Below are 23548 nucleotides of genomic sequence, written 5' to 3' on the forward strand. Positions count from 1 at the left end.
CAGCGCTCAGCGCAGGATGCCGGAGGTGCCGCCGCCGTCCGCGCCCCACACGTCCTCGTCCTCTTCCAGCCAGGTGTTGCGGGCGGTGTCCTCCTCGCCGTAACCGGCACCGGTACCCGCGCCGGCCAGGCCACCGGCGCCGCGCGCACCCGCACCACGCCCCCCGGCACCCGTCGCGCCACGACCGGCGCCGCCGCGGCCCGCACCGCCGCCGCCACCCATCATCGGGCCCATGCCCGGGGAGACCGCCCGACCGAGCGCGCCGCCACCCGCGAGAGCGCCGACGCCTCCCCCGGCGCTACCCAGGCCGCCACCACCGCCGCCGAGCCCGGGAGAGGAGCCCAGGCCACCGGAGCCGAGGCCGGAGCCCAGCCCGGGGGAACCGCCACCGCCAGCGCCCGCGAGGCCGCTGCTGAACTCGTCGTCCACACCGCCGACGCTCGGAACGCCGCCGGTGCCCGGGTAATTGCCCGTGCCGGTGTCGTACCCGCCGGAGAGGTCGGGGTGGGTGCCGGACCCGCTGGGCAGGTTGCCGGTGCCCGGCAGGTCGCTGGTACCGATCGAGGGCGAGGCGCCCAGGCCACCCCCGGACGGACCGCCGCCGAGCTTCGGCACGCCGCCACCACCGCCACCACCGCCGCCACCGGTGTCCAGATCGGGAATCTGGCTGGTGGGGTCTTTATGCGTGGGACCGCTAGCCTCACCCGCCATGCCGGGGGCAGTGGCCTGGTAGTCACCGCGCACCTGCTCGTAGACCCGGGCGGCGTCCTCCGACTGGTCGTTGATCCAGTCGGCGATCGCGGTCACCGGGTCGAACCAGCCCAGGAAGTCCGGCGAGACCTTCGCCTCGAAGAAGCCGACCCCGAGGGTCAGCTTGGCGTTGCGCGCCTCCAGCACGTCGTTGACGCAGGTCGCCGGGATCGGGAAGTCCCGCTGGGCCGCGGTGAGGTCGGCGGCGGCGCGTTTGAGCGACTGGACGATGCCGTTGCCCTTCTCGGCGTCCGCCACGATCTGCCCGGTGTCCTTGGCGATCTGCTCGACGTGGCCCTTGAACGCCTCGTACGCCGGGCCCTTCCAGGTCGTACCCAGATCCTTGATGTTGGACTCGAGGCTCTGCTTGACGTTGTTGAGATTCTTGAGCAGTTGTTCCCAACCGAGGGCGGCGCTCTCCACGTCGCCCGGCCGGCCGTCGATGACGACCTTCTGGCACATCTCTTCCCAGCTCAAGCCCATCTGCCGTCCTCCCCCGTCCTAGCGTCCGTCGCCGTTGCCGGCCACGTCGCCGAAGACACGCTGCATCTCGGCGGCGGACATCCTGTTCTGCTCCTCCGCCGTCTCGAAGTTCTGCTTGACCTGGCGCAGCGCCTCCGCAGCGTCGTACAGGCTCTGCGACAGCTTGCGGACACCGGACTCGGTGCCCTGATAGAGCCCCTGGTGCTTGGCGGCCAACCGGGCCGCCCAGTCGAACCCCCCGAGCGGGCTCGGCTGGCCGCCGGCCCCGCCCGCCACGCCGCCGGCCGCCCCACCCATCAGGTCCTGAATGTCGACCATGTCGTAGGAGAGCTTGTTCAGGTATGCGGCGTGGGTCTCCAGCCAGGTGATGGCCGAGTCCAGGCTGGTCGCGTCCCACTCGGTCTTGACGCCGGCCTCACCGGGCGCGGCGATCAGGCCCTCCGGCGTCGCGGCGTGGTTGACGTTGTCGAGTTCCAGGCCGGTCACGGCGAGGCCGGACGTCGGTATCCCGCCCACCGGAACCGGGATGTAGAGGTCGTCGTTCACGTACCGTTCCGGCTGGGTGGTCCTGTCGTCCGTCATCGGTCCCCTCCCCGAAACCCTGACTGGTGGTGTGCGCTCACTGCTGCTGGTGCGGGCCCGGCGACGGCGGGCCCGAGCCCGGCCAGCCGGAACCGGCCGGCGGTGTCGCCGGAGCGGTCGGCGCCGGCGGATAACCCTGGATGGGATGGCCGGGCGGCGGGTACCCCGGGCCGGGCTGGCCCGGTGCCGGTCCGTACCCCGGGCCGGGCTGCTGCGGCGGGCCGTAGCCGGCCGGTGGCGGCTGGGTGGCGGGCCAGCCGGGTGGCGGCATGCCGGGTGCGCCCGGGTACGGACCGACGGCCGCCGGCGGTCTGCGCCGCCTGCGGCGTCGCAGCACCACGAACAGCACGATCAACCCGATGATCGGCACGCCGAGGCAGAGTCCCAGTTGAACGATCGCGCCCGCCTTGTTCGAGACGCCGAACTCGACCGCCGGACCGTCGTCGTCACCCGGTCGGGTTGCGCCGCCGGCGCGGGTCGGGCCGGCCGCCTCGCCCTTCAACAGCGGGTTCGCCGTCACCGCGGGCACCGAGCGGGTCAGCGCGGCGAGCGGGTCGACCCGGCCGAAGCCGAACTGCGGGTCCCGGCCGGCCGGTCCGGCATCGCGGGCGGTCTCGATCAAACGGCTGATGACATTGGGCGCGTCGAGCTTCGGGTACTTCGCGCGGATCAGCGCCACCACCCCGGAGATGAGGGCGGCCGCCGAACTGGTGCCGCTGCCGAGCGAGTAGCCGTTCGGCGAGACCACCTTTGGCACCGGCCCGATAATGGAGTCCATCGGACCGGCGATGACTGCCTCCGGGCCCTGCACCGAGCCGCCGAAGAAGTCACCTCGTTTGTCGAATCCGGTGACGGCGACGACACCGGGGATGTTGGCGGGCGAGGTCACCTGCCGGTCACCCTGCTCGACGTTGCCGGCGGAGGCCACCACCACGGCGTCCTTGCTCAGCGCGTAGTTGACGGCGTCCACCAGCTCCGGCGAAGCCGCCTCCTCGTCGCCGAGCGAGAGGTTGATGACGTCAGCGCCGTTGTCCGCGGCCCACCGGACTCCCAGGACCACGTCTTGGCCGTCGAATTTGGTGCCCATGGAGATCGGGAGGATCTTCGCGGCCGGGGCGATGCCCAACGCCTGCATCGCGTCACCGCCGCGCCCGGCGATGGCACCGGCCATCTTGGTGCCGTGCCCCAACTCCTTGTCGTCGTCACGCCGGCCGTCCGCGGCGGCCGTGACGTTGGTGCCGTGCCCCGCGAGCACCTGGCCGCGCAGGTCAGGATGGTTGGCGTCGATCCCGGTGTCGACGACGGCGACCACGACACCCGCCCCCTTGGTGATCTTGTGGGCGGCGGGGATCTTGAGATAGTCCAGGTACCACTGGTAATCGCGGACCGTGTCGGCGGCCCGGGCCGGCGTCGGCGCGACGGTCACCGCAGGGGCCAGCGCGGCGCACAGCGCCAGCGCGGCCGCGCCCACGGCCCGTGTCGATCGGAAAGGCTTCCCCGTACGCATCGCTCTCCCGTATCTCGCCGACGCCAACACGATGCGGCTCCGGTCCGGTCGAGCCGGACCGGAGCCGCATCGGTGATTGTGTCAGCCCCACACCTTGGAATTGCTCATCTCGGTGGAGACGTAGTTTTCGCGGGCGATGCCGACGGCACCACCGATCTCGTTCAGGATCCGGTTGATGTCCCGGACCGACGCGTCCCACTTCACCTGGTGCTGCTCGTAGGCGGTGCGGTCCTCGCCCTCCCACTCGAGCTTGGACAGCATCGACCGCAGCGTGTCCAGCTTCTCGTCGATGGTCTTCGAGATGGCCTGCATCTGCTGGTTGCTGCTCTCGAGGACCGCGTAGTCAACCTTGATCGTCACGACTTCCTCCTCTGCTGGCTACGGATCACGGATTGAGAGCAGAGTGGAACTTGTCCAGCATCTGCTGCTGCTCCTCGTCGTTGACCTGGTGCGTCGTACCCGACTTGTCGAGCAGGTCCGCGATGTTGTCCATCGCGGTCAGCAGACTCACGGTGTCCTCGTTCCAGCGAGTCATGAGCGACTGGAACCCCGTGGACGCCTGACCCTTCCACGCCATGGCCAGGTCGTCGACTACGTCCCACAGCTTCTTCAGCTCGCCGTCGACCTCGCTGCGCGTGGACCGCACGTCACTCGCGGCGGTATGCAGACTCGCAGCTGAGACCTCGAACGCCATGCTTCACACCCTTCCGTCATGTTGTGTGGCGGCGGCTTTGCCGCGCCTCCCCCGCGCGGCAAGGCAGCAACACCCCACCGACGGACACTCCACCAGAGACGGTAGCGGAATCCGTCCAGCCACCGCAGCCCTGACCGGGGCTGTTCGATGGATGATGGTGGATCGGACCGGCGGGACGACCCGTACCGGTCCGCACGGACCACCCGAGCGGCTCGATCAGGCCGGCTCGGACCAGGCGGTCTGAATGAGCTGCTGACCGTCGCGCCGCCGCACGAGTGTGCCCCGACCAGGTGGCTGCGGGCTCGGACGCAACGTGCCGAACACCGCGCCCTCCTCCCGGTTGCCGGACATCAGCAGGCCGGGCGAATCCAGCTCACGCAGGCGTTGCAGCACCGGTTCGTAGAGCGCCCGGGCCACGCCGCCGACCCGGCGGGTGATGATCAGGTGCAGGCCGATGTCCCGGGCCTGCGGCAGCAGCTCGTGCAGGGCGCTCAGCGGGTTGCTGCCGCCGGAGGCGACCAGGTCGTAGTCGTCGACCAGGACGTACAGGTCCGGACCCTTCCACCAGCTGCGGTCCCGCAACTGGGCGGTGGTCACGTCCGGGCCCGGCAGACGGTTGGACAGCGCGCTGCGGATCGAGGCCAGCCCCTGCGCGAACGCCTGGTTGGACGGCGCGTAGTCGAGCAGGTGATCGCCCTCGACCGCGCCCAGCAGGCCACGCCGGTAGTCGGCGATCACCAGCCGGGCCTGGGCGGGCGTGTACCGCTCGGTGATGCCCCGGGCGATGAGCCGCAGCAGGTTGGTCTTGCCGCACTCGGCGTCGCCGAAGACGGTCAGGTGCGGCTCGTTCGCCAGGTCCAGGTAGACCGGCGCGAGCGCCGACTCGTTGACACCGATCGGCAGGCCGGGCACCGAACGGTCGATGATGCGCGCCAACTCGGGCACCGGCAGCCGGCGCGGCAGCAACCGTACCTTCGGCGCGGGACGCCCGGGCCAGTTCGTCGCCACGTGCCCGGCGAGCGCGACCGACGCCTCGCTCAGGTCCTCGATGTCGCGCCGACCGTCGATCCGCGAGATGGCCGTCAGGAAGTGCAGCTTGTCCCGGGTCAGGCCGCGACCGGGCGACTTCTCCGGCACGTTCATCGCCGAGCGCCGGTCGATCTCTGACTCGGCGGCGTCGCCCAGACGCAGCTCCAGCTTGGTGCCGAGCAGGTCCCGCATGTTGATCCGGATCTCCGCCCACCGCACCGCCGTGAGGACGACGTGCACCCCGAAGCCGAGGCCCCGGTTGGCGAGCGTCGTGATCGTCTGCTCCAGTTCCTCGTAGTCCTGGCGCAGCGTGTTCCAGCCGTCCACCACCAGGAACACGTCGCCGAACGGGTCGTCGGCGAACTCGCCGGCCGCCCGCCGACGTCGGTAGCTCGCCACCGAGTCGATGCCGTGCTGGGCGAAGCGTGTCTCCCGGTCGTCCAGCACCGCGACCACCTCGGCCACCGTGCGGCGCACCGCCTCGACGTCCCGTCGCCCGGCCACCCCGGCCATGTGCGGCAGCCGTTCGAGGCTGCGCAGCGCGCCGCCGCCGAAGTCCAGACAGAAGAACTGCACCTCGAGGGACGTGTGGGTGAGCGCCAACGAGGCCAGCAGCGACCGCAGCATGGTGCTCTTGCCGCTGAGCGAACCGCCGACGATGACCACGTTGCCGCCCGCGCCGGCCAACTCGACCATCATCGGATCGCGGCGCTGCTCGTACGGGCGGTCCACCACGCCGACCGGCACCGTCAGGCGTCCCCGGCCCGGCCAGGACGCCGTGCACAACCCGTAGGTCGGGTGGACAGCCAGCGGGCCGAGCAGCTCGCCCAGGCCCGGCGGGTCGGCCAGCGGCGGCAGCCACACCTGGTGAGCCGGTCGGCCCCGCCCCTTGAGCTGCTCGATCAGCACGTCCAGCATCGCCACGGCCTTGCCGTCGGTCGGCTGCTCCGGCTCCGGCGCGGTGTCCACCGACACCTGCGGAACCTGCGCGGGGATGAAGTTGACGCCGTACGGCACGATCCGGCGCTGCACGAGGGCCTGCGACGCGGAGGCCTGCTGGCCGGGCGCCCGGTACGGCCCCGAGACGTACGCGGCCCGGAACCGCAGCATGGTGTTCGTGTCCGTCTTCAGGTAACCGTGCCCCGGCGCGCTCGGCAGCTCGTACGCGTCGGGTACGCCGAGCACGATCCGGCTCTCCACTGCCGAGAAGGTCCGCAACCCGATCCGGTACGACAGGTGGGTGTCCAGACCCCGCAGCTTGCCCTCCTCCAGCCGCTGCGAGGCCAGCAACAGGTGCACACCCAACGACCGACCCAACCGGCCGATCATCACGAAGAGATCGATGAAGTCCGGCTTCGCGGCCAACAACTCGCTGAACTCGTCACAGATGATCAACACGCTCGGCATCGGCGCCAACGGCTCCCCCGCCGCACGCGCCTTCTCGTACTCGAACCGCGAGACATAGTTACCCGCCGCCCGCAGCAGCTCCTGCCGACGCACCATCTCACCGGCGAGCGCGTCGCGCATCCGGTCGACCAACGGCAACTCGTCCGCCAGGTTCGTGATCACCGCGCTGGTGTGCGGCAACGCCTCCAACGAGGCGAACGTCGCGCCACCCTTGAAGTCCACCAGGACGAAGTTCAGCTCCTCCGACGAATGGGTCACCGCGAGCGCGGACACCACCGTACGGAGCAGTTCGCTCTTGCCGGAACCGGTCGCGCCGATGACCAGGCCGTGCGGGCCCATGCCCTCGTGCGCGGACTCCTTGAAGTCCAGCTCGACCACGTTGCCGTCCGGGCCGACACCCAGCGGGATGCGCAGCCGGTCGCGTTGACCGCGCGGACGCCACGTCTGGTGTACGTCCACCGCCGCGGCGTCGCCGACGCCGAGCAGGTCCGGAAGCTCCATGCTGCGGGCCAGCGGCTCCTCGTTGCTGGCCTGCTGCTGCGACAGCCGGTACGGCGCGATCTGCCGGGCCAGCCCTTCGGCCGCCTCGGCGGAGAGCCGGTCGGGCCGGCCGAGACGCGAGGTCGAATTGCCCCGGATCAGGTCGAGCGCGTCGCCGTCGCCCGCGTCCAGGCAGAGCAACCAGCGACCGGCGTCGCGCGGCACCGTCCCGGACAGGTCGATCAGGGTGACGCCGAGCAGACCCTGACCCACCAGTTGGCAGGTCGGGGAGATCTCGCCACCGTCGACCACCACGACGAGGTGCGGCGCGGTGGTCAGCGGCTTCGCCTCGGCCGCGAAGCGGGGTCGTCCGGCCAGCTCGGCGGCGAGGGACTCCTCGGCCTCGGCCAGGCTGGCGAAGACCAGACGGCGGGCTCCGGCGGCGTCCGTCCGGCCACTGTGGTGGGCGTGCGGCAACCACTTCACCCATTCCCAGACCGGCTGCCGGTCGGGCGCGGCGACCACGGCGATCACCAGGTCGTCGGGGGCGTGGAAGGTCACGAGCTGGCCCAGGGCCGCCCGCGTCAGGTCGAGCACCGGCTCCCGGTCACCGCGCAGCACCACCCGGCTGAACGCGCGGACCGACAGCGCGGTCGGCAGTTCGGGCACCGTGGTGTGCGCGCGGACGAACCGGCGCAGCGCGATGGCGCTCATCGGCTCCAGGTCCTCGACCGGCTTGGTCTCCGGCGGGACGATCTCGACGGCGAGCCGCTGCGGGCCCAACGCGATCCGCGTCTCGCCGAAGTCGGGCTCGGTGATCCGCCGCTCCCACAACCGACGGGACGCCGCGATCGACCAGAGCGCGTCGGGCCCGGGGTGCCGCCAGTCCATCGCGTCCCGCTGCTGGGCAGCCGCACGACGGGTGCGCTTGCGCATCTGCGCCAGGTAACGCATGTAGTCGCGGCGTTCGGCGTTCAGCTCGGCCTTGTCGTTGCCGCCGTTGCTGAGCGAGCCGATAGCCATGCCCAGCATCGACACGCCGAACAGGCCACCGGCGACGTACGTCATCATGCCGCCGCCCCGACCGGCGTAGAGGAACGCCATCGCGCCGACGCCGCAGACCATCGGCAGGATCATGAGCAGCTGCCCCATCCCGCGCGGTGTCGTCTCGGGCAGCTCGGGCGGGGACTCCAGCACCACCTCGCCACGCGGCAACGCGGGCCCCGGTTGACGCGGGGGTCGGCGGAACACCACCGTGCTCACGGCTGTCTCCTCCCCAGAAGCGGCCCTGCCGTCGTGCCGACGCGACGCGAAGCTCGCGGGTGGGCACTGTACGTGCCCGTCATCGTAGGTAATCTCCCGTGGGCGCGGTGCACCCGCACCGTGGCGCCGCGGCCCGCTGATCATAGATGGACACCAGGAGGCCACTGTGGCTACGAAGTCGGCGACCGGCGGTCTGAGCCGGATCACCATTGTGGCCCCCCGTACCCGGATGGACCTGGCGCTGCCGTCGGACGTACCGATGGCCGACCTGCTGCCCACCCTGCTGCGCTACGCGGGGGAGGACCTGGCCGACGACGGGGTACGGCACGGCGGCTGGGCGTTGTCCCGGCTGGGCGCGGCGCCTCTGGACGGTGGTCGTACCGCCGCGCAGCTCGGTGTCCGCGACGGCGAGGTGCTGTACTTCAACCCGCGCTCCGCCGCCGCCCCGGAGATCGTCTTCGACGACGTGGTGGACGCGGTCGCCACCGCCACGACGCAACGGCCGGGCTCCTGGCAGGTCGACGCGACCCGGTCGTTCGCCGTGCTGTTCGCCGCGGCGGCGTTCGGCGCGGGCGCGGTGGCGGCCCTGTTCACCGGTCCTCCGCACCTGCCCGCGGCGCTGGCCGCCCTGCTGGTCGCGGTGGCGCTGCTGGTCGGCGCGGCGGTGCTCGCCCGGGGCATGGGCGACAGCCGGACGGGCTCGGTGCTGGCGATGGCCGGGCTGCTCTACGCGGGTACCGGTGGCCAGCTGCTGCTCGCCGGGGACCGGAAGTTGACCGAGTTGGCCAGCCCACACGTCCTGCTCGCGGCCACCGCCGTGGTGGTCGCCGGGGCGGTGGCCGTGCTGGCCGTCGGTGACGACCGGTACCCCCTCTTCTTCGCCGCGATCGGTCTGGGCGCGGGGGCCGGCGTGGGCGCGCTGCTCTGCCTGCTCCTCGGCATCGACGCCGCGGCCGGCGCCGCGGTGGTGGCGGCCGTCGCCTTCGGCCTGGTGCCGGCGTTGCCGATGGTGGCCTACCGGCTGGCCCGCCTTCCGGTGCCGTCAATCCCCACCGGTCCGGACGACCTGAAGACCGACAGCGAGACGGTGGACGGGCGGCGGGTGCTCGAGCGCAGCGACCGCGCCGACGCGTTCCTCACCGCTCTGCTGTGGACGTTGTCGTTGCTGGTCCTCGGCGCGGAGCTGGTGCTGGCCCTGGACGGCAGGCTGGCGGCAGTGCTGCTGTGTCTGGTGCTGGCCCTGCTGTCGCTGCTGCGGGCGCGGCCGCTGCTGGGCCGGGCGCAGCGTGTTCCGGTGCTGCTCGCCGGCACCGTCGGGCTGGGCCTGGCTGCCGCCGCGACCTTCGCGGGCGGCGCGCTGGCGGTCCGACTCGGCCTGATCCTCGGTGGGCTGCTGCTGGCGGCCGTGATCAGCCTGATCTACGGCCTGTCCGTCGCCGGCAAGCGGATCTCACCGGTGTGGGGTCGGCTGCTCGACATCGTCGAGATCCTGCTGATCATCGCGTTGGTGCCGCTCGCCGTCTGGGTCTGCGGCATGTACGACTGGATCGTCAACCTGCGCCCCTGACGGGGCGGCCGTAGCCTCCAGCGAAAACATCGGCCAGCCGTTGATCTTGTTCTGCCGCCGGTAGGCGCCGCGGTCCTTCGTGGGGCGGCAGACGGCCCTTCTCGGGCTGAAGACGGACCGTGCGGCGCGAGGGTCAGGCGGCGTCGCCCTGCTGGCGGCATTCGTGGTCGCGGTGGTGCTGAAGGGCCTCTTCCAGCTGGTCCTCGAGGATGATGATCCGGCAGGCGGCTTCCAGAGCGGTGCCGTGGTCGACCATCTCCCGGGCTCGTACGGCCAGGCGCAGCTGGTATCGGGAGTAGCGGCGGTGGCCGCCGGCGGAGCGGAACGGGACGATCAGTTTCGCCTCGTCGAGGCGGCGCAGGAAATCCTGCGAGGCGCCGACGATCTCGGCGGCGCGGCCCATGGTGTAGGCGGGGTAGTCGTCATCGTTGAGCATGTCGTCGGGTTGGGCCATACATTCCTTCTTCACGAACGAGGGCCCCGGCGTGTGTCACGCCGGGGCCCAGGGTTACGGGTTGAATACACCATCTACCGACAGGTTCGTCGGGTTCTCGTTTCCGCACCATGCCGCTATCAGCAGGCGGTGCGAGGATCGCATAAGCGTGACCGGAGACCACCTCGCGTTCAAAGTGATTACGGTGTCCACCGCAGAACTGGAACTACGTCCCGACGGCGGGCGATCCAACGGCGTCAAACCCTCCCTTTCCTCTACTTTCACCCATCTAATGTGCTATCCGTCGATGCCGGAGCCCCACGCGACTTCATGGCCCCGAGCATGTGCGGCGGATCCCTGCCGCGTCAGGCGGAGGCCCCGAACATTGCATCGGCCCTGCCTGCGGTTGCCCTGACCTGGAGTTACGTCAAGGTCTTGTCGTGCACGTGCCACGTTGCACGCGGTGATGTGGCTCCACCGCGGTTACCGAGCGGGTCCCGAGAACTTCCGGGCCCTGCTTCGACGCTCGGCCTGTTACGTCGGCGTCTTCAACCGATCTTCGTCGTCAACGGAGACAACATTAACGAGTCCCGCCCAAAAAATCCAGTCTTTCGAGACTAGGTTTTCTGGGCGGCCGATCGCAGCTTCGACGTCCCCGCCGCCTGCGGCAGGTCATGCCCCTGCCGGGCTGGGCCGGCCCGGAAGGAACGGTCAGCGGGGCTGTCGGCGGCCGACAACGCCGAGCGCCGAGGCGACCGGCGCGCTGGCGTAGACACCCGGCCCGTGCTGGCCGTCCATCGGTCGAGCCGGCGTGCCGGCCCGTTGCGCCATGTCCCGAACGACCTTGACCAGGGCCTCGACGTGGTTGTCCATGGCCGCGACCCGCAGCAGCGGGGCCGCCACGCGCCCGTCGGGCGACACCGCCGCCGCCACCGTGTGCGAGGGCGCGGACGTGGCGGTAATCGCGTCCACCAGCGGGCCGAGTGGCGCGCCCGGCCGGCCGCGCAGGGTCAGGCAGCGGTGCGTCCAGCCACCGCCGCGCAGCCCCGACCAGGTCTCCGTCGGTGGCTCCGGCACCAGGTCCAGTCCGGCAGCCGAGACCACCGCGGCGCGCAGCTCGTCGCGGCCCAGCGGCCGGTGGGCCAGCCCGGCCGCTGTCAACGCCTTGCCCAACCGGCCGATAGCGGCGGCCAGCGTGCGGTGGACGCCCGGCAAACCGCCGCCCCGGCTGACCGTCTCGACCCGTGCGTCGCGGACCGTGAGCCGCAGCGCCACCCAGACGGTCCGGTGTGCGGCCGGTGGCGCGCCCGCAGCCGGGTACCAGACCAGAGTGTGCGCGACCACCTGGGCTCGGGAGACCGGTGCCGAGAAGTCCGCGAGCACCCGCAACGCCCGGTCGACCGTCGACGCCTCCACCGAGCCGACCGCGGCGCCGGTGGCCGGCTGCAACGCGACCGCCGCGAACCAACCCTGGTCGTCCTGCCCGATGCCCAGCCGGGTGCCCCGGTCGGTCAGCTCGATCACGCCCAGCTCGGGCGCCAGCGCGGCCAGCCGGGGGTCCGCGGCCGCCCCGCCGGCCAGGGCCGCGGAGGCCCGTTCACGGCGGCGACGCATCCGGCGGCGCAGCAACACGTCCTCGAACCACCAGCGACCACCACGCCGGGCGAACGCGGACAGCACGACCACCGCCGCCACGACAGCCACCGTCGCGGGCAGCCAGGTCGGACCGGCCGTCGCGGCCCAGACGGCGACGGCACAGACCTCGAGTACGACGAGCTGGCCGACCAGCACCGGACCGATGCGCCCCCGGCCCGGCCGGTCGGCCGCAGGGGTGACCCGCGCCGGAACGCCGGACGGCCTGGCGACGGCATCCGCGGGTGGCGCCTGAACCTGCGTCATCGCTGACTGTCCCTCCTGGACGGTACGGCCCTGTGCCGGGGTGGCCCGGCGGTGGCCCCGAAGACCGACCGTCGGCCCCTTATCGTAGGGAAGCCCGCGACGGCACCCCGAGGACATCGTCGCGGATCCACCCCGCCGGAGGTAAGTCATGCGGACCCGCCGCGATCAGGTGCAGGCGTACCGCTTCGTCACCCGCCGGATCGTCTCCGCGCTGCTGTCAGGTGATCCGGAGACCACCAACCTGCCGATGCGACGGCTCGGCATGGCGGTCCTCGGCAGCGTGATCGCCGCCGCGGTGGTCCTCGGCGGCGTGGGCGCGTACGGCCAGTTGACCGGGAACACCGCACCGCTGGACGAGAACACGCTGGTCATCGAGCGGGAGACCGGCGCCACCTACGTGTACGCCCAGGGGCAGCTGCACCCGACGCTCAACTACACCTCCGCGCGGCTGATCCTGAACGAACCGGACCCCACGGTGCGCACCATGTCGCAGGCGTCGCTGCGGGACCGGCCACGCGGCCGTACCGTCGGCATCGTCGGGGCGCCGGACGCACTGCCGGACCGCAAGTCGTTGACGGGTCTGCCGTGGTCGGTCTGCGACGTGCCCGACCCGGTCGACCCGCGCCACTCCACCACCCGCGTCGTGATCAATCGGGCGCTGCCCGGCGGCACGCCGCTCGGTGACCGCGCCGTGCTGGTCACCGTGGACGGTCAGCGGCACCTGCTCGCCGCCGACTCCCGACTGGAGGTGCGGGGCGGTGATCAGGCCGTCGCGGCGCTGCGGATGACGGGTACGGCTCCGCTGCCGGTCGGGCAGCAGCTCCTCAACGCCGTACCGCCCGGACCGCCGTTGCGCAAGCCGTCGCTGCCCGGCCTGGGTGAGCGCAGCGGATTGAGCGTGGCCGGCCGGCCCGCCACCATCGGCCAGGTCTTCCAGGCGGCCGGTCAGCACTACGTGCTGGCGCGCGAGGGTCTCGTCTCGATCAGTGAGATCACCGCGCTGCTGCTCATCAGTGGCGGCGGTCGGATCACCGACATCACGCCCGATCAGGCCGGGCGTCTCCTGACGGAGCAGCGGGTGGACGCGGACGGGATGCCGAGGACGCTGCCGACCCTGTATCCGGCCCGGGCCGGACAGACGCTGCTCTGCGCGACGTACCGGGAGGGCACCGCCGGTGGCCCGCCGACCACCACGCTGGAGGTCTTCGACCGGGTGCCGGCGGAGCTGGCGGACACCGAGCCGGGTTCGGTACCGGTACGCCAGGGCGCCCGGGACGCGGTGCGCACGGCCGAGTCGGTGCTGCTGCCCGGCGGCAAGGGCGTACTGGCCCAGGCTGCGCCCGGTGCCGGCACCAGCGGCTCCGGCGCCGCCGGCACGACGGTCTACCTGATCAGCCCTCAGGGTGTCCGGTACCCGCTCGGCTCGCCCGAGGCGCGGTCCGCCCTCGGCTACGACGGGGTCACCCCGCTGGCGGTGCCCGGCTCGCTGCTCGCGTTGATCCCCACCGGGCCGACCCTGGACCAGGAGTCCGCGCTCGCGCAGTTCGCGCCGGGTGACGCGGGGGCGACCACGCCGCCGTCGCAGCCGCCCTCGCAATCCAGCTCGCCGACGCCCGGCACGAGCGCCCCGGCGAGTGACGGCGCCGGTGGCTGGGCCCCCGAGGTATCGACCGGCGCCGACGACTGAGCGGTCCATTCGGGTCGCCCCGGCTCGCGGAGGTGGACTAACCTGGATCCGCTGACGGTTGTCAACCAGAACGACGGGGATGTTGCCATGACCGGGCGTACGGAAGTCGACCTGCTGTCACTTGAGGACTTCCACCAGCACCTCGCGTTGCGGCTGAGTCAGGCCGAGTCGGTGCTGCGCAAGCTCAACACCGAGATGCAGTGCGCTCCGCCGGCCCTGGGCTCGTTCACCGACGCGACCCAGAATTCGCGCCGCTACAGCGAGGTCCACCAGTCGTACGTGGAGCAGGCCGAGCGGCTCCGGCAGGCGGTGCAGGCGGCACAGCAGGCCACCGGCACCATCCTCGCCAACTACCGCACCGCCGAGGCGCGGAACGCGGCCAACGCCACCGACATCACCGCGGCGCTGACCGGGGTCGACCGGGCGTTGCAGCCGAAGGGGGACGGGCGTGTCTGAGTACACCCAGCGTTACCAGGGTCGGAGCCACCAGGAGCTGTACGACGCGGTGATGGTCGGCAAGCCGGAGCAGATTGAAGGGGTCGCCGCCCAGTGGGCCGCCCTCAAGGGCATCCTGGACGGCCTCGGGCGTGAGTTGAGCGGCGACCTCGAGAAGCTCGGCAACACCTGGACGGGCCCGTCGGGCCGGGAGTTCCAGCGGCGGCTGACGCTGATCGTCGACCACTCCGACGCCCTGGGCGAGGGCATGTCCGGCGTCAAGCAGGGTCTGACCATGATGGCCGGCCAACTGCGCACCGCGCACAAGAAGGCGGAGAGCCCCGAGGAGACCGACGACAACGACCAGGCCATCTCGGGCGTGCTCAAGGGCTCCGCCTTCGGCCTGCCCGGCGCGGTGGTCGGCGGCATCATGGGCCACCAGCAGGACAAGGAAGAGCAGGAGAAGGCGCACCAGCGGATGGTGAACCTCGTGGCCGAGCTGGCCGCCGGTTACGACCTCTCCGCCTACGACCGGGTGGTGGACCCGCCTCCGCCGGATCCGGAGACGCCGCGCACGGTCAACGACGACCGGCCGACGCCACGCAGCGGTCCGGCCAGCACGACGCCGTCGGGCGCTCCGATCGCCACCGGTCTCACCGCGCGCCGGGGCGACGCGACCATCGCGACACCCGAGGGCGTGGCTCCTCCGCCGACCGCCGGGGGTGACTCCGTTCCCGGCCACGACGGCGGCACGTCGGTCGTCGTCATCGGGCCGGAGGGCGCCGCCAGCGACGCGGCGGGCACCTCCCTCGCCGGCGCGGACCCACTGGTCAGCGGGGCCCTGCTCGCCGGCGGGGCGGCCGGACTGGTCGGTCTGTCCGGGCCGACCACCATGCCCGCGAGCGCCGGGGGCGGCCCGAGCCTGCTCTTCGGGGCACCGGGCGGCGCACCGGCCCGGCCCACCGCCGGGGCGGAGAGCCGTTCGGCAAGCGGCGCGGGGCGGAGCATCGACGGCCGGCGCGGTGAGCCCGGTCGGGCTGCGGCAGCGAGCCGGCAGGGCCTGACGGGCAACGGCCGTCCCGGAGTGCTTGGCGGTCGGGGCCGTGCCGAGGATGACGAGTCCGACGACCGGCTGACCTGGCTCACCGAAGACGAGATGGTGTGGGGCGACGGCGGGGACGCCGCGCCGCCGGTGCTCGGCACCGGGGGCTGACCGCCGGCCACCGCACACGACCCCCACGTGACCCCGCCGGACCCGCTCCGGCGGGGTCACGTGCTTCGGCCCGCCGCCCGACCGCTGGTCGGCACCGTCCACAGTGTGGGCGGTGGTCGTGGTCACTCCCGTTGTGCCCACCGTCGTGCTGCGCCGCGCCCCGCCGGGCGATAGGTTGGTCGGGTGTCGTCCGTAGCTGTGGTCCGCCCGGCCCGCTGGGCTGTGCTGCGGTCGCTACGGGAGCTGACCCGGCTGGCGGTCACCGCGCTGGTGCTCGCGGTCGGTCTCGGCGGCGCCCTCGCCACCACCCCGCCCGCGGAGGCGCAACTGCGCCCGGCCGCCGTGAGCAGCCGGGTGGACACCGTCCGGCCCGACGCCGCACCGACCACCGAGCGTACGAGCCGGCCGGCCCCTGCCACGCCGGCCGACGCGGTCGCCGCCGCACCGGCCAGCCCGGTCCTCGTCAGCAGGGAGCACGCCCCGGCTGGCGTGCCCGGTCGCGGCACCCCGACCCGACGCGGCCCTCCCGCGCGCTGACCCCGGTCGGCCAGGTCACCCGCCACTTCGTCTGACCCACCTCCGGGTCGTCGTCCGGGTGCCCGACGCGCAGCCGCGCCCGTTCGGGCACGCCAGCCCAGCGACGGCTCTGCGCCCCGGCCCGCCCATCGGAACAGCTCACCCCGACCACCCCGAGCCCGACGCGTCGAAGCGACGGGCCGTTCCGGTCGGGACCCATCCCTCGACACCGTCATTCGACCGCGAGGTGCTGATCATGCAGACCGTCCTCTCCGCCGTACTGCCCGACGTACCCCGGGCCGCCGCCATCTGGCTGAGCCTGCTCGGGGTGGTCGTGTTCGCCGTCGCCGCGCTCCTGGTACGACCCGGCCGCCTCCGCCTCCGCCTCGACCCGGCCGCCCGCATCCGCGACGCGGCCATGCCCAGCCACCTCGAACAGGCGCAGGAGCAGCGGGAACAGCGCCGCTACGCGCAGGAGATCACGGTGGCCGCCGAACGCGCCGCCGCCACCGCCCAGCGCCGACGGGCCGTGTGGGTGGCCGCGCAGGAGACCGTCGAGGCCGCCTGGCAGGCGTTGGAGGCGGCCGAGGCGGGTGTACGGCGGCTCGGCGCGGCAGCCGCGATGCCGTTGCCGCAGACCGCCCGGACGCCCGCCGAGTACGCCGACCGCGAGCGCTACCTGCACCGGGCCGCGCTGGACGCGTACTGGCGGCGGGAACTGTCGGTGGAGCAACTCAGTGACGTCTTCGCCCACCGGGACGGCTGGGATCCGCGGCTGCACCCCGTCGAGCAGGAGCTCGTGCTGCAACGGGCCGTCCGCGACAACCTGGCGGCCAAGCACGCCGCCGCTGTGGAGACCGAGCAGGCAGCCTGGCGGGCCACGGAGCTGGCCGTGGCGGCGGCGCGCAGTCTCCGTGCGGAGGTCCACGCGGCCACCGGACGGCGCACGGCGGAGTCGGCCTCGGTGCTGCCGCTCAGCGAGGTCCTCCGGCCAGCCGCCGAGCAGACCCGGGAGAACACGGTGGTCGCCCGTGGTCGGGCAGCGGTGCCGGCGTTCTGACCCAGCGGAGCGGCTCGCACGATTCGCCCGGGACGAACGTTCCGGGCCGGGTCGGCGTCGGTGGGTTAGCGTGTCGGCATGTCCCGACAGTCGTGGGTCCTCGTGGTGATCGCCGGCATCCTGGCGCTCGCCACACTGGTCGGCGCGGTGGTGCTGGCGGTGCGTGTGGTGCGTACGAGGCGGCTGCTCACCGGGCTCGGCGCGGGCGGCAAGGTGGCCTTCTACGGGGCGTTGATCTACACGATCTTCCCGGTGGACATCCTCCCGGACCCGATCTACCTGGACGACATGGGCGTCCTGGCCGGTGCGTTGATCTACCTCACGCGGCTCGTCCACAAGCGCCGGGCGGCGGGCCGTCGTCTGCCCGGGCAGCCGGACGGTCCGTCGGCCCCGGACCGCACCCGCTCCGTACGATGATCAGGCTTGGCGCACACGACGGAGGACGCACGTGGCCGGTGATCATCGACTGGACATCCACGACGACCGGGTGGCGGCGTTCTGCGCGGAGCGGCACCTCGCGACGCTGACCACCCTGCGCGCCGACGGCACCCCGCACGTGGTACCCGTCGGGGTCACCCTCGATCCGGTGGCCGGGCTGGCCCGCGTGATCACGTCCGGCACGTCCCGCAAGGCTCGGCAGGTGGCCGCCGCCGGGCCGGAGGGCACTCCGGTGGCCGTCTGCCACGTGGACGGCCGTCGCTGGCTGACGATCGAGGGCCGGGCGGTGCTCCGATCGGATCGGGCCTCCGTCGCGGAGGCGGAGCGCCGGTACGCCGAGCGTTATCGGACCCCGCGTCCGAATCCGGAGCGCGTGGTCATCGAGATCACCGTGACGGGACTGCTCGGCAGCCTCTGACGTCCGTTACGTCACCTATGTCGGGTGCGTGGCTCATTGGCGGGCCGCGAACGTGAGCCGCCCTGCGCGCGGAATCCCCCGCCGTCGGCGGTCGTTACGCCAGGTCGCGACGCCCGCAACGGCAGCCGGCGGCGGAATGCCGCCCGGAGCAGGGCCGTTACGTCCCCGGTAACCACGGCCGAGACCGCCACGGAGGCGGCTACCCCCGAACGGAGACTCGACCATGAACCCGATCGTGCAGAAGAGCGGCCTGTCCGTCGTCGGCCTGCTGGTCGCCGGTGGTTGCGCCCTCGGCCCCGCCGTCGCCGCGCAGGCAGCCCCCGCGCCGGCGACCCCAACCTCGTCGAGCCAGACCAGCCGCAGCGCCGAGCGGATCCTCGACGTCGACTACCAGGCACAGCCGAACTTCTTCTACTGCGGCCCCGCCGCCACCCGCATCGCGCTCTCGGCCCAGGGCAAGGCGCTCTCCCAGGACGACGTGGCCAAGCTGCTCGGCACCACCGAGGCGGGCACCCCGTCCGCCCTCGACACCACGCGCGTGCTCAACGAGGTGACCGGCGGTCACTACCGGACCACGGAGATCCGTGACTCGGTGGCCCGCCCCGACCAGGTCGAGCAGCTACGCCGGGATGTCCTGGCCGCGATCGACGCCGGCCGGCCGGTGGTGGCCAACATCAAGGGCACGACCGTGGACACCGACGGCAACCCGCACTCGTACGAGGGTGGCCACTACCTGACGCTTGTCGGCTACCGCGACGGTGGGGACCTCATCCGGGTCGCCGACCCGGCCGACCCGGCGCTGGGCGAGTACTGGATGAACCTGCCGAAGGTCGCCAACTGGATCGCCGAGCGCGGTTACTCCTCCTGACCCGATGCTCACCGGGCCGGCCTCTCCCGCGCGGAGGGGCCGGCCCGGTCGTTCCGTCTGCGGTTGGCCAGGTGCGCTCGGCGACGCGCGCGGGCGGCCCGGGTCGGCCGGGCACGGTGGAGCTCACGCCGAGCCGGCGGGGCGATGGTCGACTCGCCGGCGCCGGCCGCCCGGCGCACGATCCGGTTGGCGTCGTCCGGTTCGTAGCCGGCGGCCCGGAGCAGGTCGCTCGACGCGGTACGCAGGCCGGTGACGATCGCGTCGCCGAACGACCTGACTCCACTCGCGGCGGCCCGGCCGGCCAACTCGGCGCACTCCTCGACCAGCTTCCGGGTGCGCCGCGGATCGTTGCCGGTCCGGCACTCCGCCCGCATCTTCGTCACCGCCTGTCCCAGCCGGCCGATGGCGTCCGGCAGCTCCGGCGGGATCGGCTCGTCGTACTGCAGGGCGGTCGTCGACCAGCGGGCGAGGGCATGGCTGTCCAGCAGTAGCCGTTCGAGATGCTCCGCGCTGCGGGCGTACATGTGGAACTGCTGGCGGCGGTGCCAACGGACCGGCGCGATCGTCACCACCTCCTCCGCGCCGCTCAGCGCGTCGTGCAGTCGACTCAGATCCCCCTCGGTGCCGCGCAGCGTTGCCAGGACGTGTTTCGTCCCATCGCTGTCACGTTGCCGCAGCACCTGCCCCAGCTTCTCGAGTTGTTCGGAGAGGATCGTGAAGATCGGCGTCGCCGCCCGGTCCAGCACCCGCATGGGGTTGACCGGCAGCAACAGCGCGACCACCACCAGACCGACCACCCCGCCGACGAGGGCGTCGAAGATCCGGGGCACCTCCAGGCCCCGGTCCATCGGGGCGAGTGTGGCGATCAGTACGGCGGTACCGCCGGCCTGACCGACCAGCGGGCCGCCCTTCCCGGCCACCAGCAGGGCGCTGGCGATGGCCAGGCCGACGACCACCCCGGTCTGCCACGGTCCCGAACCGAGGATGAAGCGCAGCGTGTCGCCGATGACGATGCCCAGTCCGACGCCGAACAGCAGCTCGAAGGTGCGTCGGGCCCGCTGCCCGATGGCGGTGGCGATCGTACCGACGGCGGCGGCGGGAGCGAAGACGTGCGACCCCGGGCCGAGGAAATGCTTGGCGATCAGGGCCGCCAGCGCCGCCGCCAGCCCGGCCTGGGCGGCGATCACCACAGTGACCTCAAACTGCCGGGCACGGACCCGGCCAGCCTGGCCGCTGCGGTGCCGCACCCGTTCGACCGCCCGGCCGCTGCGCTCGGCGGCCTCGTCGAGCCGCGACTGGTCGCGGTCGGCGGCTGGATGGTCGTCGGGCATGGCGGCGGTTACCCCCGGGAAGCGCGGTCAATCGTGCCGTCGCTCCCCGCGCTTCCCAGCGGCACCGGCGGCACCAACCGTCACCGGGGTGCGGATTCATCGGCGATCGTAGGTTTGCTCGATCGCTGGGGGGTACCAGGGGCCGCACACCCACCGATCCGCAACCGGTAAGGGGCCCAGATGAGCAGTACACAGAGCACCGGGGAGCAGGATGTCGTCGACATCCTCGTCGCCGACCACCGTACGGTCGAGACTCTCTTCGTCGAGTTGGAGACACGGCAGGGTACGCCCGAGTACCGCCGTCAGCTCGCCGACGTGGTGATCGCCGAGCTGGTCCGGCACGCCGTGGCCGAGGAGGCGTACGTCTATCCGACGGCCCGCAAGGCGCTGCCCGACGGCGACCAGATCGCCGACCACGAGATCACCGAGCACGCCGACGCCGAGCGCACGATGAAGGACCTGGAGTCGGTCGACCCCTCCGACCCCCGCTTCGACGAGTTGCTGGCCCAGCTGACCAGCACCATCCGTCACCACGTGCAGGACGAGGAGAACGACCTCTTCCCCCGGCTGCGCGCCGCCACCGCCCGGGAGGAGATGGTCGAGCTGGCCGGCAAGGTGACGGCGTTCAAGAAGATCGCACCGACCCGCCCGCACCCGAGCGCACCGGACCACCCACCGGCGAACAAGCTGCTCGCCCCCGGCACGGGGATGATCGACCGGATGCGTGACGCGCTGAGTGACCGACCGACCTCGATGGACGAGCTACGCGAGCAGCAGCAGCGCTGATCGGCGTACGCCCCGCACACGACAGTCCCGGGCCGCCGATCTTTCGGCGGCCCGGGACACGTCCGCTACGTCAGCGGACCTGGTCACCCTCACCGGTACGTGCCTGGGCCTGGTCGACGCCCTTGTCGATCTGGTCGTCGTACTTGCCACCGGTGCGCTTGTCGGCCATGTCGCCGGCCTTCTCCATGCCCTGATCGACCTGCTTGTCATGCTTGTCCGCGAAATCCTTGGCCTTGTCCATGAAGTCACCCACGGCGCTCCTCCTCCTGGGGTAGTTCCCTTTCGCGTTCCCTCGTCCCGACAGCGCAAACGCCTTCCGTTCGGGCGTACTCCGCGAAGGCCCGACCAGCGCTCCCCCGGCCGGCGTACGATCCGCGCGGACGACCGGGTGTCGGCGCACGGCCGGCCGGGTACCGACCTCGCCGAGATCGAGGAGGGCCGACATGACGGCAGACCAACCCGGGGCGGACGTCACGCCGACAACCGGCGGCACGCAGGAGACCGGTATTACGGCGGCGCCGGCCGGTGGCACGGCGGCACCCGGTGACGGCGGGGCGCGGCACGCGTGGGCTGGGCTGCCCTGGCTGGTACGGACCGCGGTGCTCTGGAGCGCCTGCCTGGTGGTGATCGTCGCCGGGCTCTACCTGCTGGGTCGGATCGCCGTCCTGCTGGCCCCGCTCGCCATCGCCCTGGCCGCCACCATCTTCCTCACCGCGCTGTTGGACCCGGTGCTGCTCCGGCTGCGTCGCCTACGCCTCCCAGCGGCGGTGGCCGCGCTGCTCACCGTCCTGCTGCTGCTCGGCATCCTCGTGGGCGTCGGAGCGCTGGTGTGGAACCTGACCGCCAGCCAGTTCGACCAGCTCAGTCAGCAACTGACCCAGGGGCTCGACCGGAGCCGCGACTTCGTCACGTCGACCCTGCCGGTCAGCGAGGCCCAACTCGACAAACTGATCGACCAGGCCCGGGAAGGGCTCAGCGGCAGCTCTCCGGACCCGGTGTCCGGCGCCCGGGCGGCCAGCGAGGTCGTCGGCTCCGCGCTGCTCGCCCTGGTGCTGCTCTTCTTCCTGCTAAAGGACGGCCGGTCGATGTGGCACTGGACGCTGTCCCGGACGTCCGGCCCGAACCGACCCCTGGTGGCCGAGGCCGGACGGAACGGCTGGCAGACCCTCGGCGCGTACAGCCGGGGGACTATGATCATCGCGGCCATCGACGCCATCGGCATCGGCCTGGCCCTGGTGGTACTACGGGTGCCGCTGGCCCTGCCACTGGCGCTGATCACGTTCCTCGGCGGCTTCGTGCCGATCATCGGGGCGACGGTCGCGGGCGCGGTCGCGGTTCTGGTGGCCCTGGCGGCCAACGGGCCGACGACCGCTCTGCTCACCCTCGCCGCCGTGGTCGCGGTGCAGCAGATCGAGGGCAATCTGCTGGAGCCGCTGGTCATGAAGCGCCAGGTACGCCTGCACCCCGCCGTGATCCTGGTGGCGGTCACCGCCGGCACCCTCATCGCGGGCATCGCCGGCGCCTTCGTCAGCGTTCCGATCACCGCCGTCCTGTGGCGCGTCATCGACACCGTCCAACGCCGCCGATCCACCTCGCAGGTGCCGGCGGCGGGGTAGAACCGGCGCCGGGCCCCGGCGCCCTCACCCGCGACGGGGCGCGGTTGTCGTCCGGGTCAACCGGGTGGTGAACCAGGTGCCGGCATGCTCGGCGACCTGGTCGAGCGTGCCGGGCTCCTCGAAGAGGTGGGTGGCGCCCGGCACCACCCACAGCTCGCCCACGTCCCCCAGTTCGGCGAGCGCCCGCTCGTTGAGCGCGAGCACCTCCTCGTCCAGGCCGCCGACCAGCAGCAAGGTGGGAGACCGCACCTGACCCAGCGCGGCGCCCGCCAGGTCGGCCCGGCCGCCCCGGGAGACCACCGCGCCCACTCGGTCCGCGCGGGATGCCGCTGCCACCAGCGCGGCGGCGGCACCCGTGCTCGCACCGAAGAGACCGATCGGCACGTCACCCGCCGGACGTTCAGCCACCAACCAGTCGACGATCCCGGCCAGCCGGCTGGCCAACATCCCGATGTCGAACCGGAGCTCAGCCGTCCGCGTGTCCACCTTCTCCTCGTCTGGAGTGAGCAGGTCGACCAGGACGCACGCGAGGCCACGGGCGTTCAGCGCCCGGGCCACCGCGACGTTGCGCGGACTGTGCCGGGAGCTACCGCTGCCGTGCGCGAACAGCACCACGCCCACCGGCTGGGCGGGTAGCAGCAGATCGGCGGGGAGCTGGGCGTCCCGAACCGGAATGGTCACCGTGTCGTGCTGCTCGTCCATGCCGCACCTCCGTGCTCGCCTGCGGTCGGGTTACCCCGCCCGGCGCGTCGCACGCACCTGGTGGGGGCGGCCGGAGCCCGGCGTTTGCCGGGTGGGGTGCCGGGTACGCGACGAAAAGACCGCAGACCGCGTAGGCGCACCCGCGCCCCGACGGATCGCGAGGATCATGATGGCCAAGCAGCAGATTTCCCGGCAGCAGCAGATGACCGAACGCGCCCAGCGTGAACAGGACGCCGCGCGCAACCAGGACTTCGGTGACCAGGCCGCCTCGGCCCGCCTCCCCGACGACCCCAAGGCGGCTGCGCCGCGGGACGCGATCGGACGCCCCTCGACCGGCGAGCCGGTCTGACGTACGCGCGCGACGGCCGGGGCGGGAACACTCCC

At 72.4% G+C, this 23548-nt stretch carries 23 protein-coding genes; 12 read left to right on the forward strand and 11 right to left on the reverse strand.

All coding sequences use genetic code 11. From position 1 onward, the window contains the following. Positions 1–6: 6 nt before the first annotated feature. The 6 genes from ACLQ25_RS06275 to eccCa form a co-directional block, all read right to left on the reverse strand. Positions 7–1233: a WXG100 family type VII secretion target gene (locus ACLQ25_RS06275; protein ID WP_425729946.1), complete on the reverse strand. Its 1227-nt coding sequence runs from the start codon at positions 1231–1233 to the stop codon at positions 7–9. Between the two features lie 18 nt (positions 1234–1251). Further along, on the reverse strand, positions 1252–1815 hold the full coding sequence (locus ACLQ25_RS06280) for a hypothetical protein (protein ID WP_425729947.1): 564 nt from the start codon (positions 1813–1815) through the stop codon (positions 1252–1254). Between the two features lie 37 nt (positions 1816–1852). After that, positions 1853–3286 (reverse strand): S8 family serine peptidase, encoded by a 1434-nt coding sequence (locus tag ACLQ25_RS06285; RefSeq protein WP_425729948.1) that lies wholly within the window; start codon positions 3284–3286, stop codon positions 1853–1855. Between the two features lie 117 nt (positions 3287–3403). Further along, positions 3404–3682: a WXG100 family type VII secretion target gene (locus ACLQ25_RS06290; protein WP_425729949.1), complete on the reverse strand. Its 279-nt coding sequence runs from the start codon at positions 3680–3682 to the stop codon at positions 3404–3406. Positions 3683–3707: 25 nt separating this feature from the next. Continuing rightward, positions 3708–4016 (reverse strand): WXG100 family type VII secretion target, encoded by a 309-nt coding sequence (locus ACLQ25_RS06295; protein ID WP_425729950.1) that lies wholly within the window; start codon positions 4014–4016, stop codon positions 3708–3710. Positions 4017–4232: 216 nt separating this feature from the next. Further along, positions 4233–8195, reverse strand: a complete 3963-nt coding sequence (gene eccCa / locus ACLQ25_RS06300; RefSeq protein ID WP_425729951.1) for a type VII secretion protein EccCa — start codon at positions 8193–8195, stop codon at positions 4233–4235. A gap of 166 nt (positions 8196–8361) precedes the next feature. On the opposite strand from eccCa, the gene eccD reads away from it, so the two are divergent. Beyond that, positions 8362–9762 carry a type VII secretion integral membrane protein EccD gene (eccD, locus tag ACLQ25_RS06305; protein ID WP_425729952.1) on the forward strand — a complete coding sequence of 467 codons (1401 nt, stop codon included), beginning with the start codon at positions 8362–8364 and terminating at the stop codon, positions 9760–9762. A gap of 133 nt (positions 9763–9895) precedes the next feature. Here the strand turns inward: eccD and ACLQ25_RS06310 are convergent, their stop codons facing one another. Together ACLQ25_RS06310 and ACLQ25_RS06315 are read right to left on the reverse strand one after the other, a co-directional pair. Next, positions 9896–10216, reverse strand: a complete 321-nt coding sequence (locus ACLQ25_RS06310; RefSeq protein ID WP_425729953.1) for a MerR family transcriptional regulator — start codon at positions 10214–10216, stop codon at positions 9896–9898. 690 nt (positions 10217–10906) lie between these two features. Then, positions 10907–12094 (reverse strand): type VII secretion protein EccE, encoded by a 1188-nt coding sequence (locus ACLQ25_RS06315; protein WP_425729954.1) that lies wholly within the window; start codon positions 12092–12094, stop codon positions 10907–10909. 148 nt (positions 12095–12242) lie between these two features. Here ACLQ25_RS06315 and eccB point away from each other — a divergent pair, with 148 nt between their 5' ends. From eccB to ACLQ25_RS06355, 8 genes are all read left to right on the forward strand, one after another. Continuing rightward, positions 12243–13781: a type VII secretion protein EccB gene (gene eccB / locus ACLQ25_RS06320; RefSeq protein ID WP_425729955.1), complete on the forward strand. Its 1539-nt coding sequence runs from the start codon at positions 12243–12245 to the stop codon at positions 13779–13781. An 87-nt stretch (positions 13782–13868) separates the two neighbouring features. Beyond that, positions 13869–14237 (forward strand): hypothetical protein, encoded by a 369-nt coding sequence (locus ACLQ25_RS06325; protein WP_425729956.1) that lies wholly within the window; start codon positions 13869–13871, stop codon positions 14235–14237. Continuing rightward, the gene (locus ACLQ25_RS06330) at positions 14230–15429 is read left to right on the forward strand and encodes a WXG100 family type VII secretion target (protein ID WP_425729957.1); all 1200 of its coding nucleotides are present in this window, start codon (positions 14230–14232) and stop codon (positions 15427–15429) included. The genes ACLQ25_RS06325 and ACLQ25_RS06330 overlap by 8 nt, the downstream gene beginning before the upstream one ends. Positions 15430–15612: 183 nt before the next feature. Continuing rightward, positions 15613–15966, forward strand: a complete 354-nt coding sequence (locus tag ACLQ25_RS06335) for a hypothetical protein (protein ID WP_425729958.1) — start codon at positions 15613–15615, stop codon at positions 15964–15966. A 235-nt stretch (positions 15967–16201) separates the two neighbouring features. Then, positions 16202–17005, forward strand: a complete 804-nt coding sequence (locus ACLQ25_RS06340; RefSeq protein ID WP_425729959.1) for a hypothetical protein — start codon at positions 16202–16204, stop codon at positions 17003–17005. Between the two features lie 78 nt (positions 17006–17083). Continuing rightward, positions 17084–17422 carry a YkvA family protein gene (locus tag ACLQ25_RS06345; protein ID WP_357123998.1) on the forward strand — a complete coding sequence of 113 codons (339 nt, stop codon included), beginning with the start codon at positions 17084–17086 and terminating at the stop codon, positions 17420–17422. A gap of 31 nt (positions 17423–17453) precedes the next feature. Next, positions 17454–17861: a pyridoxamine 5'-phosphate oxidase family protein gene (locus tag ACLQ25_RS06350; protein WP_363660038.1), complete on the forward strand. Its 408-nt coding sequence runs from the start codon at positions 17454–17456 to the stop codon at positions 17859–17861. Positions 17862–18084: 223 nt separating this feature from the next. After that, entirely contained in the window at positions 18085–18729 is a 645-nt protein-coding gene (locus ACLQ25_RS06355; protein ID WP_425729960.1) for a C39 family peptidase, read from the forward strand. Positions 18730–18737: 8 nt separating this feature from the next. Here the strand turns inward: ACLQ25_RS06355 and ACLQ25_RS06360 are convergent, their stop codons facing one another. Then, positions 18738–20060, reverse strand: a complete 1323-nt coding sequence (locus tag ACLQ25_RS06360; RefSeq protein ID WP_425729961.1) for an FUSC family protein — start codon at positions 20058–20060, stop codon at positions 18738–18740. A 180-nt stretch (positions 20061–20240) separates the two neighbouring features. On the opposite strand from ACLQ25_RS06360, the gene ACLQ25_RS06365 reads away from it, so the two are divergent. Beyond that, positions 20241–20846: a hemerythrin domain-containing protein gene (locus tag ACLQ25_RS06365; protein WP_425729962.1), complete on the forward strand. Its 606-nt coding sequence runs from the start codon at positions 20241–20243 to the stop codon at positions 20844–20846. A 70-nt stretch (positions 20847–20916) separates the two neighbouring features. Here ACLQ25_RS06365 and ACLQ25_RS06370 read toward each other — a convergent pair whose 3' ends face one another. Next, positions 20917–21087 (reverse strand): antitoxin, encoded by a 171-nt coding sequence (locus tag ACLQ25_RS06370; RefSeq protein ID WP_393394344.1) that lies wholly within the window; start codon positions 21085–21087, stop codon positions 20917–20919. A gap of 202 nt (positions 21088–21289) precedes the next feature. On the opposite strand from ACLQ25_RS06370, the gene ACLQ25_RS06375 reads away from it, so the two are divergent. Beyond that, positions 21290–22462, forward strand: a complete 1173-nt coding sequence (locus ACLQ25_RS06375) for an AI-2E family transporter (protein WP_425729963.1) — start codon at positions 21290–21292, stop codon at positions 22460–22462. 24 nt (positions 22463–22486) lie between these two features. Here the strand turns inward: ACLQ25_RS06375 and ACLQ25_RS06380 are convergent, their stop codons facing one another. Beyond that, entirely contained in the window at positions 22487–23164 is a 678-nt protein-coding gene (locus ACLQ25_RS06380) for a dienelactone hydrolase family protein (RefSeq protein ID WP_425729964.1), read from the reverse strand. A 169-nt stretch (positions 23165–23333) separates the two neighbouring features. Between ACLQ25_RS06380 and ACLQ25_RS06385 the strand changes: the two genes are divergently transcribed. Next, positions 23334–23513 carry a hypothetical protein gene (locus tag ACLQ25_RS06385; RefSeq protein WP_425729965.1) on the forward strand — a complete coding sequence of 60 codons (180 nt, stop codon included), beginning with the start codon at positions 23334–23336 and terminating at the stop codon, positions 23511–23513. The last annotated feature ends 35 nt before the right edge of the window (positions 23514–23548 follow it).

Source organism: Micromonospora sp. DT44, from assembly GCF_049841635.1.
Taxonomy (GTDB): Bacteria; Actinomycetota; Actinomycetes; order Mycobacteriales; family Micromonosporaceae; genus Micromonospora.